We start from the raw sequence: 18,881 nt of genomic DNA on the forward strand, positions 1-18,881 counted from the left end.
TAAATCCCTACTTGTATGGGATAACGAAAACATTCATAGAAGCTGGCTGCAGCGTCACACTTGCACTGTTTCTGATAATAGTCAGTTTTTGCTGCAGGGGAGCTACCATTGATGGTTCATCCAATGTATTGATAGCCAGTTTATCTGCAGTCAGCACCTGTTGAACCGCTGCCTCTTTTGTGGTGGCAGCACCTTCCAGTTGGATCTTATATGGACGGGAGGTGGAGGAGGCATTCACCACTTTCAGCAACAACTGTTTCTTTACCGCATCGATGGTCGCACTGGCATAAATGCTGTCCTGTCCTGTGACTACCTTCCCGTTTTCCAGTACAGGTACAGTATTAGTCCCTTTATAGTTGGCAAACAGTTTCTGTACATAATAATTAGGCGTACCTACTGAACGCAGGTTGTCGAACCAGATCAGGTCAGGGCGCCATTGCCATGCATCTACGTGGGCGAGCAATGGTGCGTAGGATGCCATATTCACGACATCCGCATTCCTTTCCAATCCAGTCATAAATGCGGCTTCGGCAAGGGCGCTGCCCCATGTATTGCGGCTTTCTGGCTGATCCTTCTCCTTATCCCGGGTATGAGCTGCATACTCGCCAGCGAAGATATGAGGTGCTTTACGGTCGTAATTATCGTATCTGGAGGCATTCTGAAGGAACCATTCCGGTGCCATATAATAATGTTCATCTACCAGGTCTGCTTTGGAATCTTTCAGCTGGGACCAGCCATAATGGAAACGCTCATCATCCGGAAAAGGGCCTACACTTGAAACCAGCTTGATCTCAGGATGTTTGGCTTTCAGGACCGTTTCCCACATTTTATAGCGCTCGAAATACTGACTATCCCATTGTTCATTACCCACCCCGATCATTTTCAGGTTGAAAGGCTTAGGATGCCCCATATCGGCCCTCAATTTTCCCCACTTTGTATCAGTGCCGGCATTGGCAAACTCGATCAGGTCAAGAGCGTCCTGGATATAATTATTGACATCATCCTCAGCTGCTACCTCGCCGGTATTGAACTGGCAGGCCATACCACAGTTCAGGATAGGCAGCGGCTCTGCGCCGATGTCCTCGGAGAGCTGGAAATACTCGTAGAAACCAAGGCCATAACTCTGGTAATAGTCACCCGGAGCACGGTTCGGGAATTCTGTATTCCAGCGGTTCACAATCAGCGTACGATCTTCCACCGGGCCTACAGTCTTTTTCCATTGATAGCGGTTCACCAGGTCCTTCCCTTCTACGATACAACCACCCGGGAAACGGACAAAACCTGGATGGAGATCAGCAAGGAGCTGTACAAGGTCGGAACGGAGCCCACCCGGACGCTGTTTCCAGGTATTTGCCGGAAACAGAGAGAGCATATCCGCATCTACGGTGCCATTGCCTTCGAAGAAGACCTGCAGACCACCTTTGGCGACCGTTTCTCCAGCAGTGATGCTTGCCCTGTAGCTCTTCCATTCCTTGCCGGGAGTCCCCACAGTAGCCGCACCGATGGCAGCGCCTTTATCATTAAGAAGTACTACCTTGATAGTTACATTGCCAGTCGTATTGCCGGCGAGAACAGAGAAATTATACGTTTCCCCTTTCTTAAAACCCATGCCACGGAAACCTTCGTTGAAAAGGCCGAAATTACCCGAAGTGGTAATGTGCGCGTAGCGCGGATTCGCCGCATTTTCAGGCGCACGGTTTACGATCAGGACCTTGCCGGCATTGGCTTCTTTGATCACTTTCCATCCCTGTAATGGCTGGGCAAATTCAAATGAACGGTTTTTGACCAGTTCTGCATAAATACCACCATCAGCCGAGAAGTTAATATCTTCGAAAAAAATCCCCCACATTGTGGGTTGAACATTGTGTTGTGGTGTATTTACTTTGACGGTAAGTGTCTGGGCCACGGACATTGATCCGGACAATAATAACGCTGTAAGACAGTGATGAATTTTGTATCGCATAACCAGGAATTATTCAGAAGTCCCAATATAGGCTTAAAAAAGGAAACTTTGTGTGTAAAATTGACAATTATTTATATACTGCCTGAAAAAATGGATTGTATTAGCCAGATAATAATCAATTAACCCTTCTATCACCTCGATCCTGTAATTCTACATCCTTTTGCCGGATCATGAGAAGCAACATATCACTCCAGCCATCGGGCCGCTGCATATGAAAATAACTTCACACGTTTAAAAGAAAAAGAGATTGTCTCAACAGCAATTTTTATTCGGCTACCTGACAGAACAAAATGTCGTATCACCGATTGCCGAATTTGCTGATGACTGCTGAGACAACCTCCTTTAACTACTAATAATTTGAATTCTGCACCAGCACACCATTACTCTTATCAATCTCAGATTGTGGTAATGGGAAGTAGTAATTCTTTGGCCTTGTAAAGGTTCTCGCCACCTGTATCACTGCTCCTGAAGATGTCAGCTTGGGTTTGTTGTAAATAGTGGTGATGTCAATAATCCCTGCCTTGTCCCACCGCATCAGATCCTGATGACGTTCATTCTCTCCACAAAGCTCGACTCTTCTCTCATGCATTAATGCAGGCATTCCTGCATTGGATACTTTTGTCAGGCCAACTCTTGAACGAATTGCATTGATTTCCGCATCTCCGGCACCTGCACCTGTCTGACGAATCTTCGCTTCTGCCACACATAAATATATATCTGATGTACGCATCAGCGGATACTTAAAGGAATAATTCAAACCACCTGTACTGATCCATGCACAGAACTTGTTGTAGTGATAACCTGTAGAAGATAATGACGCGGTATAAGTAGCCGTACCCGTTCCAATATTGATCACATCTCCGGGTTTCATGATACATACATCTTTGCGCGGGTCGCCATCTTCAAATTCATCCAGTAACCCCTGCACAGGTTCGAAGAAATCCCATCCACCCCATGCACGTGGTGCGTGGTAAGTGATGAAGTCAGAATAACCCCATCCATCCAATGTCTGCACATTGAACAGCATTTCACTGTTATTGCTGGTAGCAGGTGTGAAGTTGGCCTTATAGGTAGTTTGTAAAGCATAACTTGCATTAGTGATCACGCTGTCACCATATAAAATGGTATTTGCAAAATCATTTTCATAGAGATAAAGCTTTGCCAGTAACCCCCATGCAGTACCTTTGCTCACGCGACCAGCCTGTGATGCATCGTAACTTTCTGGCAACAGGATGGCTGCGGCCTTCAGATCTGCCTCTATCTGCGCATGAACGACGTCAATCGTAGACTTGGGTTTATTGTAGCTACCGTTTTTAATATCTTCTTCCATAATCATAGGTACGTCGCCATAGATCAGCGCCAGGCGCCAGTAAGCATAGGCACGAAAGAAGTGTGCTTCACCCAGGCAACGACGCTTCACATCATCACTGATGTTGGTGATATTCGGAATGTACAGCAACGCGCTATTGGATCTGTTCAGCATTTCATACTTCCACTTCCATGGAGCTTTCACGGCGGCGTTGGACGCGTCGTATGTGAAGTTTTCGATGTCCGCCAGCTCAGGGTGGTCACCGGCACGGTACTGGTCATCAGAACAGTTGTCATATACAAATTCACCAAAGCCGGTAAAGTCTTCTTCCAACAAGATATTATAGATCCCGGTGATGCCGTCCACTGCATCAGATTCATTGCGCCAGTAATTGGCTGTAGTATAGCTACCTTTTTTATCTACATCCAATTCCTTGTTACAGGCAAAGAACGCAGGTACGCACAGCAGCAGATATTTCATTCGTTTCATTGCTTAATTCGTTTTGCTTGTTTAGAAATTCATGGTTGCACCAAAAGTAAATACGCGTGCCTGAGGGTATGTGGCCACGTCTACACCGCGCATAAGGTTACCATCAGTAGATGATGCATAACCCAGTTCAGGATTTAGTCCTTTGTATTTGGTGGTCATGAATACATTCTGACCGGTGGCATATACCCTGATATCAGAAATACCGGATTTACCCCATACATGAGCAGGAATGGTATAACCGAGGGTTACATTTCTCAGAGAGAAATAATTACCACTTTCTACAAAACGGTCAGAAGTACGTGCATTCTGATTGGCATCCTTGAGAGACATGCGTGGCATGCTATTGCTGGTACCTTCCCCATGCCAGCGATTCATCGCTTCTGCATACATATTGTAAGAATAGGTCGGATCCAGACCTTGCATTCTGTCTGCATTATAGAGTTTTACGCCTGCTACACCTGCAAAGGTCGCGCTCAGGTCAAATCCTTTATATTCAACACCGGCCTGAATGCCATACGTCATGCGGGGATTGGGATTACCAAGGTTCGTCCGATCGTTTTCATCTATCTTACCGTCACCATTAATATCAACAAAGCGAACATCACCTGGTTTGATATCAGCACGGTTATTGTCCTTTGCTACGTTCGGATCATTGTCGATTGCTGCCTGGTTCTGGTAAATCCCGTCTGTTTTCCAGCCATAGAAAGATGCGATTGGCTGTCCCTCGTAAGTACGGGAAATCTCCTGTGCCTGCCGGCCATATGGTGTTGAACTGATATAGGTGCCGGAATACAGTTTGGTAACACGGTTTTTAATAAAGGAAGCATTCACCCCTACGTGATAATGTACCGCCTGTTTGCCACCCTGGTAGCCTACTTCTATTTCCCAACCTTTGTTGTTCATCTGACCGATGTTCTGATCAGGGATCGTACTTGTACCATGCACATCCAGCTCAGGATAAGGGACCAACATATCACGGGTATTTTTATTGAACCAGGTCACAGTTGCATTCAGTGCATTTTTAAAGAAGCCCATTTCTGCACTGATGTTCGTCATCTCTGCCTTTTCCCAGGTAATGTTAGGATTCGCAAGAGAACTGTTCCACACACCAGTATAAGGGTTTCCGCCAAACGAATATTTACGGTCCTTGGTAACGATGGCGAGGTACTGGTAATCGTTCACATTCTGGTTCCCCAGCTGTCCCCAGCCGCCGGTTAATTTCAGATTGCTCATAAAACCAACATTATCTTTAAAGAAGTTCTCATCGCTTACACGCCAGCCCATTGAGAAGGCAGGGAAATACCCCCAACGGTTGCCAACGGGAAACTTGCTGGAACCATCTGCCCGGAACGTTCCGGTAAAGAGGTACTTGCCTTTATAACCATAAAAAGCACGAAGGAATCCAGAAACAATCGCAGTTTCTGCATTGTAATTACCAGACGCGTTGTATACGGTAGTCCCATTATCCAGCACACGCTGATCAGTTGCTTCATCGGTATACCCCCAGCGTTCAGCACGGAACCAGTCCCCATGAGAAGTTTGCGCAGAGTAACCACCGGTCAGTGTAACCTGGTGTACTTTGTTGAATGTTTTATTGTACGTCAGGAAGGCTTCACCTAGTGCGGTCCCGTTGGATTCGGAACGTTGCCAGAGATCAGCATTTGCACTTACGCGGGTCTGATCCAGGATGGCCGGTGTGAAACTGTATTGCTGATAGATCTGGCCGTCGTAACCACCGTTTACACGCAGAGAGAGGCCATCGAGAATCTGCACTTCAGCATACACACTGGCAAGTACGCGGTAAGTTTTGCTATACGCATCAATATTATTGACAGTGAATACAGGGTTGTTGATATCTCCCAGTTCATTGCTGGCTTTCGCTGTTCCCCAACTGCCATCTTCATTTCTCACAGGTATTGCCGGGTTAAACCGAAGCGCACTAAAGATCAGACCTGTCTGGGAAGAATAGGTATCGAAACCTTTTGCATTGCGGTAAGTGAGCTGGAGGTTCTCTCCTACTTTCACCCGGCTACCAAGTTTATGTTCGGAGTTGATGCGGAAGCTATAACGCTTGAAGAAAGTATTTTCGATCATACCCTTTTCATCATAATAGCCGGCACTGAACAGGTAGTTGGATGCAGCACTACCTCCGCGCAGGTTTACATCTGCATTGGTAGTAGAGCCGGTACCGATCAGCGCTCTTTGCCAGTCCGTACGTTGAACCGCATAGTAAGGATCCTGCCACAGCGGGTTGATAGCTACACCATCATTAGTATAACGTTCCTGTTTTAGCTGCACGAGTTCCGGAGCAGTCAGCAGGGGTAAGTAGCGACGTGCATTGGATGTACCTTTATAAACATTGACAGTTGCATGAGTTTTCTCCCCATAACCACCTTTTTTGGTAGTGATGATCACAACACCGTTTGCCGCACGGGTACCGTAGATCGCGGAGCTGGAAGCGTCTTTAAGTATTTCCATAGAGGCGATGTCATTAGGGTTTACATCGCTCAGGCCGGTTGCAGGTACTCCATCTATAATAATAAGAGGTTCGGCATTGTTAATAGTACCCGTACCGCGAATGCGGATATTAGGCTCAGTACCGGGAGAACCATCAGAACGCACGATGTCTACACCGGGCACTTTACCCTGTATAGCCTGGGAAGCATCGCTGACAGGCAGGTTTTTGATATCAGATCCTTTGATGGATGATATGGTACCTGTTACGTCGCGACGGTTCTGGGTACCATAACCAACTACAACGACTTCTCCCAATCCTTTCGAAGCAGATTGCAGTGATACAGAAAAGGTAGATTGGTTACCGATAGCGATCGTTTGCTGGGTATACCCCATAAAAGAAAAGATCAGGCTCTTTGCCGATTCCGGGATCAGCAGGGAAAAGTGCCCTTTAGCGTCAGTAATGGTGCCGGTTGTGGTACCAGGCACGGTGATGTTTACGCCCGGGAGACTGCTACTATCGCCGGCGTCTTTGACCATACCTGAGATGGTGCGCTGTGCGAGGGCTGCCGTGGTAAGCAGACATGACACGAATAATAGGAAGCATAGCTTGCCCGATGGTTTGTACCTCATAGCAAAGTAAGTAGTTGGATTTGGAAAAACGTGTTTATATTATTATCTCAAGGAAGCTTACACACTGTTCGCTGGCATTACATTCAAGTGGTGTACAATTATTAATAGGAACACTTTTATTACGATGTCACATTCACAGATATGGGCGTAAATGTATACTTTCTTAACAAGAAATTATGATATTAATTTAACGAGTTTTAAAATATTTAGCTAACAGACATGCTTCTTTTTTAAGCTTACTATTCTCAGTATGAAAACGTGTACCCGGTCGTGTTACTACATATCTACAGTTTTCCGGCATTCGCGACTTACTAAAGTCAGTAAAGTTTAATCAGACTTGAAAAAATACTCAAAAAAGAAATCAAATCAAGCACCTGTTTTTCAATTAGTTACATAATTGATTATTGTCTTTAACATTTTCTTAGAGGATTCTTGCACCGTTTTGGCTATATCCTAAGCAACCATCTTTTATTGATTTTTTTAACCAATTAAATTGAAAAACCATGAAGAAGCAATTAATCCGTTTCGGCCTTATGGCAGGTTTTGGCGCTTTTGTTCTGGCCAATGTGAATGCAAAGAATGTTATGTCTAACAGCGGTAACGCAGCCGACACAATTATGTCAGCAGACACTGCGAGCTTTTTCAAAGCAGATACTGCCAGCTTCGCGAGAGACACTGCTAACTTCAGCACCGACACAGCCAGTTTTGTAAGAGACACAGCGATGGCTTATGACACAGCAAATTTGTTTAAAGCAGACACTGCGAGCTTTTTCAAAGCGGATACCGCTATGATGAGTGATACAGCTAGTTTGTTCAAAGTAGATACTGCTGCGAATTTCCGTGACACCGCTTCGTTCTTCAAAGCTGACACTGCGCTGATGAAAGACACTGCATTCAGCTTCAAGGCAGATACTGCCAATTTTAAAGCTGACACTTCCAATTTCCGTGACACAGCGGTTTTTGCTAAAGCAGACACAGCTTTCAGCAAAGACACCCTGGCTGCTGCTATGATGAAGGACACCGCTAGTTTTACTATGAAGGGTGATACTTCCAGCACCACGTCTGACACAGCCGCTTTCGCTCACAGACTGGATACAGCGATGGCTGTAAAAGATACAGCTGCGTTTAAAAATGCAGGTGATACTACCGCTGCCAAGGCCGATACAACAGGCAAACAAGTTGCTGATACTACTGCCAAAAAACACAAGAAACAACCTAAAAAGTAGCAGTACAGTGAACATGCCGGTAACATGATGAATACCGGAAAGATCTTCTTATTCAAACGGAAACCTGTGGAGCCTCCTGAGATAATCAGGGGGCTTCTTTATTTGGAATAAACGATCCCTTCTTAGGTTCTATATTTCAATCTATAAAGCACGACACCACATAGTGCTGGCAATAAAAAAGCCCCCGGATGCTTCCGGAGGCCCACTATAAATAATTAACAAATGACTAAAAATTATATCCCGCTTTCAGACCGAAGAAACCTAGATGATCACCGTCCTTAAACCAGGCTTCATACTTTGCTTCCACATCCAATCCCAGGAAACGAATGCCAATACCAGGAGCAAACAGCGTAGCCGTTCCCTTGTAATCGCCTACATAAGTTGCGGTACCGCCTTCTGCCTTTACATACAATAATGGGAAAGGGAATTTATACTTCACCCCCACTCTCACAGGAAATGCCTGCAGGGCAGAATACTTACCTGATGCCATAGCACCACCTGCATCGTAGTTAAAAGATTTTCCGGAGAAACGCATATAACCGGCAGAACCAGTCACACCCAAACCGGCAATCAGCTTAATGTCTGCATTCAGACCACCACCCCAGCCTGCGTTGTGGGTGTCCTTGAAGTCACCGGTAGGAACGCCTGTTTCTACGTAAGGACCGATACTGAATCTCTTTAACTGTGCCTGAGACTGAGTGCCGATAACACAGAAGAAAGCAAGTAATAATGAAATTTGAATGGTTTTATTCATACGGATATTTTAAAATTCTCACAAATGTAAGTAATTCATATTAAATGGCCCTGTTGATTGTAAATGGTATCATTCTGAAGTATTTAAGAGAGATATCCCCTCACTTAGATAGAAAATCCCTATCTTGATTCAATCGGTCTGTAGAAAAAATGTAACAACCCATTTCCTGGTAATTCCCAAAAGCATGACAACTGTTCTTTAAATCTCTAAAATGATAACGCCGCTTTCACCCCAATCGAACTATTGGCATTCTCCTTTACCCACGTCTCATACTTTGCCTCCAGATCCAATGATTTCAAATGTACTCCTAATCCAGGTGTCACTATCGCTTTTGTACCCTGCCCGCTATAATGACCAATAATAGTTGCAGTTCCCCCCTCTATCTTAACATATAATGCAGGCACAGGCAACTTATACTCCACCCCTAAACGTACAGGAATCACCTGATAGTCGTCTGCAGCTGAAACACTTTTCTGCGTCGTACTCCCTTTAAAACAAACATACCCGGCAGAAGCAGTAAAGCTCCAGCCGGTCAATAATTGCACTTTCATACCTATACCTGCCCCCGCTCCCACTTTCGACGCCGCAGGCAACTTTCCCTGGTTTATAAGCGTTTCTACGTAAGGTCCATAAGTCAGCTTGTTGCGCTGCGCCCAGGCAGGTAATGATGTAATAAACAGGACAGCAAACAAGTAAACAATCTTCATAGTCCGAAGTTTAGTATAGGATTGGGCTAAGGATGAAACACCGGAAAATACGCCAATGGAGAACCATGGCATGCAGGTGTAACGGGGAAATAAAAGAAAGGTTACTGCGTTAGGAAAACTTTAACTTTTTCTACAAACCACAATAAGGAAAGAGGTCAACCAACAGCCAATAAAAAAGCCTTTTAAGAATTCTTCTTAAAAGGCTTCCAGGGCTGATTATTCCCCTATTTTGGCAAAACTTTATACACTGAATCCTTCGCCGGTATACTATCCGTTTTCACACCGGCTGGCAACTGACTAGTCGCCGAAGGTAATGTCACCCCGCCCACTGCTTCATTTTGCTCACCCGCTGGCAGCCCCATCTTTTGCATATCCTTCCGCTCTTTGTTACTGAACAGATACTGTGGATGTTTCTCTCTCCTCATACCATCCTCAAAACGGTATTCAGCACCCAGGCGGGGAGGCTCGTAGTTTCCACTACGACTCGAAGCACAACCAGTGCCTAAAAACACAAAACCTGCCAACATACTAAATGGTATTAGGATATTGGCAGGCTGTTTAAATTTCTTCCAGGTAGATCTTCTAAACATTGATCCTGGGTTTACTGTCCGTTAATTAAACGCAAATTGTTCGTTCTTATTATTGAATAGCAAACTTAAGGCCAAACTTTATTAATAAAGCTTATTTGTTGTCAGCTCGTTGTTCGGCGCCGGAAAAATATAATTCGACGCAGACGGCTCTACGGCATTCGCCTGTAAGCTGCTACTTCCTTTCGCAGGAATGGTCTGCAGATTTCTCAGCAAATCACCGGACCTGTAACCTTCTCCTAATAATTCAATTCTTCTCTCGACCCCAATTGTAGCCACCAATGCTGCCGCAGTCGCAATATCCGCATCCGCAAATGTATAGTTCGCATCACTACGCGCATGCACCGCCTTCAGCAGATTCGTAGCAAGGGTTAGATTACCGGTCTGTGCCGCAGCTTCTGCATAGTTTAACAATACCTCAGCATAACGGATCACCGGAATATAATCTACATAAGGAGATGCCTTCGCATATTTCTTCAGGTAATACAGATTAGATGCCACACGCAACAAACTTCTCCGCTTATCACTACTACCCCACTGTGCATTGCCTAAGATGCCGGATGGATTCAGGTAATATTCTGAGTTTGCATTATAAATATACCCGATAGCAGACTGACCTGAATAAGAATCCGTAGACGTCATCGGCATAGAGAAGATAGACTCAGTAGTTGTATAGGTCGTACCAAACAACGTCGTAATATCAGGCTGCAAAGCATGCTTCACACTATAGCTGGTAGTACTAAACGGTGCTGTGGTTTGTGGAACAATCTTCGCAGCTTCTTCCACAACTTTTGCAAAGTTACTCATAGTGAGGTATACTCTTGTCTTCAGTGCAATGGCGGTACTCTTGTGTGCACGGGTCGTATTCAGCAGATCTGATGAATAACTGTCAGGCAGGTTCGCTTCTGCTGCATCCAGATCTGAAAGGATCTGTGCATATACTTCCGCTACGGTACTACGCGCCAGGTCATTATTGCTACCATCAGTTTCTGCATGCAGACGCAATGGCAAACCTTTGGAAGCTCCCTGGTCTGCATTGTATGGAGTGGCATACACCGTCACCAGACTAAAATAGCACAGTGCCCTGATGTATTTCGCCTCCGCTGTATACTGGGTATTCAGTGTATCCGAAATCACACCATTGCTGGTAGACAGCCCCGCGATGAGGATGTTCGCATTGTTGATCGCTGTATAGGCCTGTGACCAAAGGTTATTAATATCGTTGGAACCAGAGTTGTAACTATTGTTCCAGCTTTCGTAAGCAGTATATGAATTCGCCGTTACATTGATGAAATCCTCTCCTCTTACATCGCAGTACAGCAGATATCTGCCGCCATATAATGAGGCGCCTTTCACAGCATCATACGCTCCATTCACCAGCCCCAAAATACGGGAGGCAGATCCAAATGCATTCGCATCACTGATAGAGGTGGAAGGCACAGTATCCAGCAGATCCTTCTCGCTGCAGGAGGAGAAACCCAGTAATACCCCCAATCCTATATACAGATATATCTTCTTCATTTTCCTGATTGTTTTACGTTAAAAACCTACGTTAATACCCACTGTGAAAGTCCTGCCCTGACCCACTGCGTTCTTCTCAATACCCGGTGTGGTGTTGGAGTTACCATTGCTGCTTGACTCGGGATCTGTACCTGTATAGCCCGTGAGCAGGAAAAGGTTGTTGCCGGATGCATACACACGTGCGCTTGTGATACCAGATGTACCAAATACCCTGGAAGGTACACGGTAGCCCAGCGTCAGACTTTGCAGACGCAGGAAATCCCCCTTCTCTACATTCGCTGAAATCGGATAAGAAGAACCATTGGAGATCTGGTCATTGTATACCAGACGAGGAATGTCTGTCACCTGACCAACCGTTGTCCAACGTTTGGAAATGTCAGTATAGTTGTTGTAGAAGCGTTGATCTCTCAGCGTCGCTTTCGTACCATTCATTACATAGTTACCACCCGCATAAGTGATGTTCACACCCAGATCAAAGTTTTTATAACGGAAGTTGTTGCTCAGACCACCATACCATTTTGGCAATGCATTGCCCAGCAGATAATAATCGCTCGCAGAGATAGCAGAAGCCGTCGTACCATCGAGATAAGTCCAGTTGCTCTCACCAGATGCCACTGCTGCGCTGTATTGTACTTTCTCACCAGCTTTGTTAATGAAGATACGGCGACCATTCTCAGGATTTACGCCATCCGTCTTCGCACCATATAGACTACCCACGGAATATCCTACACGCGTTACGTTACTTGCTTCAGAAGAAGTATGGGTATACCCAATGATGTCGGAATTACCAGACGCCAGTGCAGTTACTTTATTATTGATGTGTGTATAGTTGAAACCCGCATCCCAGCTAAAGTTCTCCTTGCGAATCACACTCGCAGTTACACCCAGTTCCCAGCCACGGTTGTACATAGAACCTACGTTCATGAGGATGGCATTGTCAGGAATACCTTTGGAAGCAGATTGTGGTGCACTCAGGATCAGGCCATTCACGTCGTTGTTGAACCAGGTTCCTTCTACCTGGATTCTGTTATTCAACAGTCCCAGATCAATACCCAGGTTAGTTTGTTTACTTGTTTCCCAGGCCAGATCAGGGTTACCAGCCTGACTCAGGTACCAGGTAGCGGCACTACCGTACAGAGAAGCACTATACAGGCTCTGGCTCGCGTAGTCGTTGCTCACGTTACCATTACCTACACGGCCCCAGCTGGCACGCAGCTTCACGTTATCAACAACATGACTGATATTAAGGCGCCTATAGAAACCTTCTTCAGATACCAGCCAGCCGACACTCACACCACCGAAGTTACCGAACTTGCTGTTTGCACCCAGTGCAGAGTTACCATCACGACGGAAATTAGCCGTCAGGAAGTACTTGTTGTTAAAATCGTAGGTTATACGGGAGAAGTAAGAGATAAATGCTTTTTCACTCCTGCCGTTACCAGAAGCTGCCACTGTAGTGTAGCTACCTTCGTAGTTAGTAAAGAAATTATCCGCAGCTACAGTAGCGTAGGCGCCCCATGAGTTAGTTTCGAATTTCTGTACATCATAACCTAACAAGGCAGTGACGTGGTGCTTAAGGTATTTATTGTTGAAAGATAATGTACTTGCCCAGTCCCAGTTGTTACGCAGTGCGCTCACATTGGTGGCAGAACCACCTACGGAATAACCGGAAGACCCCAGTTGAGAACTTAACCATGTGTTGTTTTCAGTTCTCAGCCTGTCCATGGCGTAAGTGGTATTCAATTCGAAGTGATAAGGCAGTTTAATGGTACCCCCCACATTTCCCTGAAAGCGATCGTTCTCTGTAGTATAGCTACTCAGATCAAACAACGCTTTTGCATTCCAGAGGGTGTTAGTCACCAGGTTGTTGCCCATGCCTAACGTACCTGTGGAGCTCAGGTTATAGCTACCATCTTCATTGTACACAGACACATTTGGCGCGAGTGCGGTAGCAAGACGGGCAGCTCCGATGAGCAGAAAGGTACTGTTAGGCAGGGAACCTGTATTCTGACTTTGGTTGAATGTCGTGTTATAAGCACCTCCAGCTTTGATCCTGAACCATTTGGTTACCTCGTGGTCAACGTTGAAACGAAGGGATTTACGTTTAAATTCGTTGTCTACTACAAAACCCTGTTGGTTAGAATAGTTGGCGGATAAATAATAGTTGGTAGTTTTATTACCACCAGATACGCTGATATTGTGATTCTGAGAATAAGCCGTGCGATAGATATAATCGTACCAGCTGGTATTCACCAGAGAACCATCTGCATTATAATTGGGGAAGAACAATGCTGAAGCAACGTTGCTGTTATTCTCATTACCACCTAATATTTTGGCATTGTATACCGCTTCATTCTTATACTTCATATATCCGGTTGCATCCAGCAATTTAGGCAGTCGGGCTGCTTTTGTTAAACTCCCCCATGCATCGTATACCACTTTTGCTTTTCCTTCCCTACCTCTTTTGGTAGTGATGAGGAGTACACCGGCAGCCGCACGGGAACCGTAGATAGATGTAGAAGCCGCATCCTTCAGTACATCTATAGATTCAATGTCTGCAGGATCGATATCACTCAACGGGTTGTTAGGAACTGAAGTACTGGTGGAAATGTTTCCGGTATTGACAGGAATACCATCGATTACCACCAGCGGATAAGAACTGAGAGAGATGGAATTTACACCACGGATACGGATCACAGGCGGATTGTTCAACACACCGTTTGGCGATGCAATACTCACACCCGCAGCACGACCGGAAAGTGCCTGGTCAAAACTCTGTACGGGTGCATCTTTTACAAGCGCGCCTGAGATGCGTGCAGCAGCACCGGTAAATTCTCTTTTGGTTTGTGTACCATAACCCACCACAACCACTTCGTTCAAACCACTGGTAGTAGATTCCAGCTTTGCATTGACAGTAGCGCCGCTAATGGGAACGGATATTTTCTGATATCCAATGTATGTAAATTCAAGTGAGGTAACACCTTCAGGAACTTCGATGGTGAAGTGCCCCTCTGCATCAGTTTGTACGCCGATAGCCTTGCCGGCGGTCTTAACAGATACACCGGGGATAGGGCTATCATTGTCTTTCGCTGTAACTTTACCGGAGATACGGCGCGACTGTGCAGCTGCTCCAAGGGAAAGGGAGAGCAGCAGTAATGCGCTTAAGATTTGTTTCATTGTTTCTTTTGCTTAATGGTTGGCAATAAGATCCCGGCACACAGTGTTCGCTGCCTGTGCGCCTTGTTGGTCGAATAATTAAATTAAAGTACTGAGAAGCTTAGAGGCTCAATTGTTTATTAATCACTGACAGCATGGCTGCAAACTCATTTTCATCATACAATCTCGTTAAGTATATAATTTTTCCTGTTCTATCAATTACGATATTTCTTGTCACGCCTGCATTCTTATCGGCATAGCGGCGGAAGATAGCAGCGCCGGGATCGAGCGCCAGTGGGTATGAGATACCCATGTCTTCATGAAACTTCGATACCTTTTCCAAAGGTTCATCTCTGTCCACGCCTATTAAAACAAAGTCTTTATTCTTGTTGGCCTGCCATACTTCTGATTCAAGGTGAGGCATCTCTTTGCGACACACACTACACCAGCTGGCAGTGAATTGCAATACCACCACTTTACCACGCAGTTCTTTCAGCGTAGTCTTTTTCCCATCAGTTAATACCAGTTCAAAATCATCAGGAGCCTGATCGCCTACCTTAACAATATACCCTCTGCTGTCGGCAGCAGGATTTTCATATTTAACTTCTTTGGTTGGTGTAGGTGCAGATTGCTGAGCATATCCCGCCAGAGCGAAACCCAATACCGCACTGCATAACAACAGTTTCTTCATTGTACTTTATTTAGTGGTTAAGCGATCAGTACTACAGTATAGAGGAGGTTAATATTACAACTTCACGGCGACAAAGATAATCAAATACCCTACAAAACAAGTAGGGTTTTAAAATATTTGTTAATTTTTATTCAACAACATAAAAAGAAAGCCGCTCATACTTAGCGTAGAAGCGGCTTTCCATTGAAACTATTTCTTATCAGATCTCACTTGCCTTGTACCCAGCGGCTTCCACCTGCCTGATTACGTCAGCTGCTGATAATCCTTTTTCATCACTCACTGTAAGTATCTTATCAGGAGTAGTGGTGTCTACCTTCCATGCTCCTTTTGCAGGTAATGCATCCATATAAGGAGTTACTTTTGCCACACAGGCGTCACATTTAATATTCGTCTTGAATTGCATACTACTATAATTTAGTCCATTTTAACTTTAAACTATTACTGACTACCGATACGGAGCTTAATGCCATGGCAGCACCTGCGATCATGGGATCTAATAAGAATCCGTTCACCGGATACAAAATGCCGGCAGCCAGCGGAATACCGATTAAATTGTAAATAAAAGCCCAGAAGAGGTTTTGCCTGATGGTGCGGACAGTGAGCCGGGATAAAGCCAGCGCCTTTGGAATCGCATTTAAATCGGCTGTAATGAGCGTCATCATGGCTACATCCATGGCGATGTCTGAACCTTTGCCCATCGCGATACTGACATCGGCCTGCGCCAGCGCCTGGCTATCATTGATCCCATCCCCTGCCATTGCCACTACCTTTCCCTCATCCTGTAATGATTTAACAAAGGCCGCCTTGTCAGCCGGGAGCATACCTGCTTTGTAATGTTCAATACCTACAGATTGAGCGACTGCCGCTGCGGTCTTTTCATTATCACCGGTCAGCATGTAAATGGTAATACCCTGCCGTTTCAATTGGGTGATCGCCCTCGCTGAAGTAGGTTTTACTTTATCAGTGATATTGATATAGCCTGCAATTTTTTCATCTTCCACCACGATAATGGTAGCCCTGGTATCTGTTTCAATCTGGTAAGCATGTAATAATGCCGCATTCCCTGCCAGATAACGATGGCCGTTATAAGTAGCAACAATCCCTTTACCGGTAATGCTTTCAAACTTTGATAATTGTACCGGTTGTATATTCGCACTTTGCAAATAATCTACTACAGCCAACGCAAGCGGATGTTCAGACTGTAATTCCATAGCCAGCAATACAGGTTGTAACACCGCATCTAACTCAATACTTTCGACCGTTGGTTTCCCCTCAGTGATCGTTCCTGTTTTATCTAACACCAATACATTCGTCTTAAATCCCTTCTCCAGGCTCTCCGCATCTCTGATGAGGATATTATTTTCTGCACCGCGGCCTATACCGACCATGATGGCTGTAGGCGTAGCCAGTCCCAGTGCACAGGGACACGCGATCACTAACACGGTGACTGCTGCCAGTAAACCATGTGTAAATGCATTCGCTGTACCTGACAGGATCCATACACCAAATGTGATGAGCGCAATACTAATCACCACCGGTACAAAGATCCCCGCAATTTTATCGACCAGTTGCTGTACAGGTGCTTTACTACCCTGCGCTTCCTGCACCATGCGAATGATCTGCGCCAGTACGGTATCAGCGCCTACTTTCTCCGCTTTGAACTGAAAACTGCCCTGCTGATTGATTGTACCGGCAAATACTGATATGCCTTTTTCTTTCAATACCGGTACCGGTTCCCCGCTGATCATACTCTCATCTACATAAGAGTTTCCTGCTACCACTGCACCATCTACCGGAATGCGATTACCCGGCTTCACCAATATAATATCATTTACCTGCACGGCTTCCAGCGGTACCTCTGTTTGCTGATTACCCTTCAATAAGATCACCGACTTTGGCTGTAATCCCATTAATTTCTTCAGCGCAGAAGAAGTATTCGATTTCGCCTTCTCTTCCAGCAATTTCCCTAATGAGACAAACGCCACTACAACAGCTGCCGCTTCAAAATACACATGCGCATGCAGCCCCCTGGACATCCAGAAATGCGGATTGATTGTATTAAAAACACTGAAGATCCAGGCTATACCGGTACTGAGTGCTACCAGCGTATCCATATTGGCTTTCCCATGTCTGGCCTGTTTCCAGGCATTCACAAAGAAGCCTTTCCCCAACCAGAAAACCACTGGTGTAGACAATATACACATGATCCAGTTGGCATAGGGTATATTCATAAAGAACATCCCAATCACCACGACAGGTAATGACAAGATAATCGCTATAATCGTACGGGTCTTTAAAGCCTGATAGTGGCTTTGCTGTGCCTGCTGTTGTATTTCTTCCCGGTTGTGGGTTGCAATGACGAGGTCGTATCCTATGCTACGAAGCGCATTACGCATAACTTCAGGCGTTGCCTGATCTTCGTCATAGGTCACGAGGGCTGTCTGGTTAGCGAAGTTGACAGTAGCCTCCTTTACACCCGGCACCGAGTCCAGCATGGAGGAAACGCTTACTGCACAGGCAGCACAACTCATCTCCAGCACAGGAAAGGTTTCTTTTATTAAGTGTCCCATGGTACAAAGCTACCATGGAGCCGGGGAAGGATTGTTATATCACGAGGTATAAATTGTATATAATTATTACACCTGGTCCAATGGTTTGCGGCTATTTTCTTTCAATTGGCGATAGGCACTGGGTGTGAGCCCTGTGATTTTCTTAAACTGCTGGGAAAGATGCTGTACACTGCTGTAACCAAGATTATCGGCTATTTCGCTCAGGTTCATCTCATCGTATTGAAGCAGTTCCTTCACTCTTTCAATGCGTTGCAGGATCACGTACTTTTCAATCGTCAACCCTTCCGCCGCACTGAAGACGGTAGAAAGATAATGATAATCAACACCGATACTCTCCTGCAAAAAGATAGAAAGTTTGGTATTTAAAGTATCGTTGTCCCTGCCGTGAATAAGGTGGATGATTGTAGTTTTAATCTTCTCTACCAACGCATTTTTTTTATCATCCAGCAACTCAAAACCCAGTTTTTTCAGGTTATCTCCCAGTTCTTTTAGCTGACCAGGTGAAGGAGCCTCCACCATATTCACTTCCCCAAGTGAAATGCTGCTAAAAGGAAGTTGTAATTTTTCAAGCTCCTGGCTAACCACCATAATACAGCGGTTACAGACCATATTTTTTATAAACAAATGCATGTAGCAAAGTTATACTATCTTACTAACAGGGACAACCTGTACCTATTGAAACAGGTCATTTATCATTATTCCACTGCTCAGCGCCCTGCGTGCCGTGGCATAGAAGGGCTTGTCTACCAGCCCGCAACGTTTGCTCTTTACATATGTATACAAGATCCCGGATCAATTTCTACAACGACCACACAATGTCT

Annotated in this window: 13 protein-coding genes; 1 reads left to right on the plus strand and 12 read right to left on the minus strand. The window is 45.2% G+C overall.

Features of this window, described 5'->3' with window-relative positions; all coding sequences use genetic code 11:
- Positions 1-7: 7 nt before the first annotated feature.
- From ABDW33_RS05470 to ABDW33_RS05480, 3 genes are all read right to left on the minus strand, one after another.
- Complete coding sequence (locus tag ABDW33_RS05470) at positions 8-1,963, minus strand: alpha-L-arabinofuranosidase C-terminal domain-containing protein (protein WP_343689057.1); 1,956 nt, start codon at positions 1,961-1,963, stop codon at positions 8-10.
- Positions 1,964-2,312: 349 nt separating this feature from the next.
- Positions 2,313-3,761, minus strand: coding sequence for a RagB/SusD family nutrient uptake outer membrane protein (locus tag ABDW33_RS05475; protein ID WP_343689058.1), 1,449 nt, complete (start codon positions 3,759-3,761; stop codon positions 2,313-2,315).
- Between the two features lie 21 nt (positions 3,762-3,782).
- On the minus strand, positions 3,783-6,848 hold the full coding sequence (locus tag ABDW33_RS05480) for a TonB-dependent receptor (RefSeq protein ID WP_343689059.1): 3,066 nt from the start codon (positions 6,846-6,848) through the stop codon (positions 3,783-3,785).
- Positions 6,849-7,351: 503 nt separating this feature from the next.
- Here ABDW33_RS05480 and ABDW33_RS05485 point away from each other — a divergent pair.
- Entirely contained in the window at positions 7,352-8,074 is a 723-nt protein-coding gene (locus ABDW33_RS05485) for a hypothetical protein (RefSeq protein ID WP_343689060.1), read from the plus strand.
- 226 nt (positions 8,075-8,300) lie between these two features.
- On the opposite strand, the gene ABDW33_RS05490 is transcribed toward ABDW33_RS05485, so the two are convergent.
- From ABDW33_RS05490 to ABDW33_RS05530, 9 genes are all read right to left on the minus strand, one after another.
- Positions 8,301-8,828, minus strand: a complete 528-nt coding sequence (locus tag ABDW33_RS05490; protein WP_343689061.1) for a hypothetical protein — start codon at positions 8,826-8,828, stop codon at positions 8,301-8,303.
- 206 nt (positions 8,829-9,034) lie between these two features.
- Positions 9,035-9,535 (minus strand): hypothetical protein, encoded by a 501-nt coding sequence (locus tag ABDW33_RS05495; RefSeq protein WP_343689062.1) that lies wholly within the window; start codon positions 9,533-9,535, stop codon positions 9,035-9,037.
- A gap of 224 nt (positions 9,536-9,759) precedes the next feature.
- Positions 9,760-10,125: a hypothetical protein gene (locus ABDW33_RS05500; protein WP_343689063.1), complete on the minus strand. Its 366-nt coding sequence runs from the start codon at positions 10,123-10,125 to the stop codon at positions 9,760-9,762.
- Positions 10,126-10,206: 81 nt separating this feature from the next.
- On the minus strand, positions 10,207-11,643 hold the full coding sequence (locus tag ABDW33_RS05505; protein ID WP_343689064.1) for a RagB/SusD family nutrient uptake outer membrane protein: 1,437 nt from the start codon (positions 11,641-11,643) through the stop codon (positions 10,207-10,209).
- Between the two features lie 18 nt (positions 11,644-11,661).
- Positions 11,662-14,820, minus strand: coding sequence for a TonB-dependent receptor (locus tag ABDW33_RS05510; protein WP_343689065.1), 3,159 nt, complete (start codon positions 14,818-14,820; stop codon positions 11,662-11,664).
- Between the two features lie 100 nt (positions 14,821-14,920).
- On the minus strand, positions 14,921-15,490 hold the full coding sequence (locus tag ABDW33_RS05515; RefSeq protein WP_343689066.1) for a TlpA disulfide reductase family protein: 570 nt from the start codon (positions 15,488-15,490) through the stop codon (positions 14,921-14,923).
- Positions 15,491-15,689: 199 nt separating this feature from the next.
- The gene (locus ABDW33_RS05520) at positions 15,690-15,893 is read right to left on the minus strand and encodes a heavy metal transport/detoxification protein (RefSeq protein ID WP_343689067.1); all 204 of its coding nucleotides are present in this window, start codon (positions 15,891-15,893) and stop codon (positions 15,690-15,692) included.
- Positions 15,894-15,897: 4 nt separating this feature from the next.
- Positions 15,898-18,060 carry a heavy metal translocating P-type ATPase gene (locus ABDW33_RS05525; RefSeq protein WP_343689068.1) on the minus strand — a complete coding sequence of 721 codons (2,163 nt, stop codon included), beginning with the start codon at positions 18,058-18,060 and terminating at the stop codon, positions 15,898-15,900.
- Between the two features lie 66 nt (positions 18,061-18,126).
- On the minus strand, positions 18,127-18,669 hold the full coding sequence (locus ABDW33_RS05530; RefSeq protein ID WP_343689069.1) for an AraC family transcriptional regulator: 543 nt from the start codon (positions 18,667-18,669) through the stop codon (positions 18,127-18,129).
- Positions 18,670-18,881: the final 212 nt, after the last annotated feature.

Origin of the sequence: Chitinophaga sp. (assembly GCF_039596155.1) — a bacterium.
In the GTDB taxonomy this organism is placed as follows: domain Bacteria; phylum Bacteroidota; class Bacteroidia; order Chitinophagales; family Chitinophagaceae; genus Chitinophaga.

Bases quoted from the DNA above. Each gene is read 5' to 3' on its own strand.
- ABDW33_RS05510 (WP_343689065.1), bottom strand. From the start codon at position 14,820: ATGAAACAAATCTTAAGCGCATTACTGCTGCTCTCCCTTTCCCTTGGA.
- ABDW33_RS05500 (WP_343689063.1), bottom strand. From the start codon at position 10,125: ATGTTTAGAAGATCTACCTGGAAGAAATTTAAACAGCCTGCCAATATC.
- ABDW33_RS05520 (WP_343689067.1), bottom strand. From the start codon at position 15,893: ATGCAATTCAAGACGAATATTAAATGTGACGCCTGTGTGGCAAAAGTA.
- ABDW33_RS05490 (WP_343689061.1), bottom strand. From the start codon at position 8,828: ATGAATAAAACCATTCAAATTTCATTATTACTTGCTTTCTTCTGTGTT.
- ABDW33_RS05530 (WP_343689069.1), bottom strand. From the start codon at position 18,669: ATGGTCTGTAACCGCTGTATTATGGTGGTTAGCCAGGAGCTTGAAAAA.
- ABDW33_RS05475 (WP_343689058.1), bottom strand. From the start codon at position 3,761: ATGAAACGAATGAAATATCTGCTGCTGTGCGTACCTGCGTTCTTTGCC.
- ABDW33_RS05505 (WP_343689064.1), bottom strand. From the start codon at position 11,643: ATGAAGAAGATATATCTGTATATAGGATTGGGGGTATTACTGGGTTTC.
- ABDW33_RS05485 (WP_343689060.1), top strand. From the start codon at position 7,352: ATGAAGAAGCAATTAATCCGTTTCGGCCTTATGGCAGGTTTTGGCGCT.
- ABDW33_RS05480 (WP_343689059.1), bottom strand. From the start codon at position 6,848: ATGAGGTACAAACCATCGGGCAAGCTATGCTTCCTATTATTCGTGTCA.
- ABDW33_RS05525 (WP_343689068.1), bottom strand. From the start codon at position 18,060: ATGGGACACTTAATAAAAGAAACCTTTCCTGTGCTGGAGATGAGTTGT.
- ABDW33_RS05515 (WP_343689066.1), bottom strand. From the start codon at position 15,490: ATGAAGAAACTGTTGTTATGCAGTGCGGTATTGGGTTTCGCTCTGGCG.
- ABDW33_RS05495 (WP_343689062.1), bottom strand. From the start codon at position 9,535: ATGAAGATTGTTTACTTGTTTGCTGTCCTGTTTATTACATCATTACCT.
- ABDW33_RS05470 (WP_343689057.1), bottom strand. From the start codon at position 1,963: ATGCGATACAAAATTCATCACTGTCTTACAGCGTTATTATTGTCCGGA.